A 1,209-nucleotide genomic window follows, 5' to 3' on the forward strand; every position below is an offset into this window, starting at 1 on the left:
TCAGTCCGCGTACACCGGGAAGCGCGCGCACAGCGCCGCCACTTCCCCGCGCACCCGCGCGATCGTCGCCTCGGCCTCCCCCGCCGCCAGCGCATCGAGGATCTCGCAGATCCACGTCGCCACCTGCCGGGCCTCCGCCGCCCCGAAGCCGCGCGTGGTGATCGCCGGCGAGCCGATGCGGATGCCCGAGGTCACGAACGGCGACTGCGGGTCGTTGGGCACGGAGTTCTTGTTGACGGTGATGTGCGCGGCACCCAGCGCGGCGTCGGCGGCCTTGCCGGTCAGCCCCTGGGCGACCAGGTCGACGAGGAACAGGTGGTTCTCGGTGCCGCCGGAGACCACTTTGTAGCCGCGCTCGATGAAGGTCGCGGCCATCGCCTTGGCGTTGACCAGCACCTGGCGCTGGTAGTCCTTGAAGCCCGGCTCCAGCGCTTCCTTGAAGGCGACGGCCTTGGCGGCGATGACGTGCATCAGCGGGCCGCCCTGGGTGCCGGGGAACACCAGCGAGTTGAGCTTTTTCTCGATCGCTTCGTTGGCCTTGGCCAGGATCAGGCCGCCGCGCGGGCCGCGCAGGGTCTTGTGCGTGGTGGTGGTGACGACGTCGGCGAACGGCACCGGGTTGGGGTAGAGCCCGGCGGCGACCAGGCCGGCGACGTGGGCCATGTCGACGAACAGGTAGGCACCGACGGCATCGGCGATGTCGCGAAAGCGCGCGAAGTCGAGCACCTGCGAGTACGCCGAGAAGCCGGCGACGATCATCTTCGGCTGGCATTCACGCGCCAGACGCTCGACCTCGTCGTAGTCGATGCGCCCGTCGGCGTCGATGCCGTACTGCACGGCGTGGTAGAGCTTGCCGGAGAAGTTGACCTTGGCGCCGTGGGTGAGGTGGCCGCCGTGGGCGAGGCTCATGCCGAGCACGGTGTCGCCCGCCTCGCACAGCGCCATGTACACCGCGGCGTTGGCCTGCGAGCCGGAATGCGGCTGGACGTTGGCGTAGTCGGCGCCGAACAGCGCCTTCGCGCGCTCGATGGCGAGGCTTTCGGCGACGTCGACGAATTCGCAGCCGCCGTAGTAGCGCTTGCCGGGGTAGCCTTCGGCGTATTTGTTGGTCAGCACCGAGCCCTGGGCTTCGAGCACGCGCGGGCTGGCGTAGTTTTCCGAGGCGATCAGCTCGATGTGCGCTTCCTGGCGCTCGGCTTCGGACTGCAT

At 69.1% G+C, this 1,209-nt stretch carries 1 protein-coding gene; it reads right to left on the minus strand.

From position 1 onward, the window contains the following. Nucleotides 1–1,209: serine hydroxymethyltransferase (glyA, locus tag C7443_RS19730; RefSeq protein WP_110020741.1), on the minus strand; the 1,209-nt coding region annotated here is incomplete at its 5' end.

The organism is Plasticicumulans acidivorans, from assembly GCF_003182095.1.
Taxonomy (GTDB): Bacteria; Pseudomonadota; Gammaproteobacteria; order Competibacterales; family Competibacteraceae; genus Plasticicumulans; species Plasticicumulans acidivorans.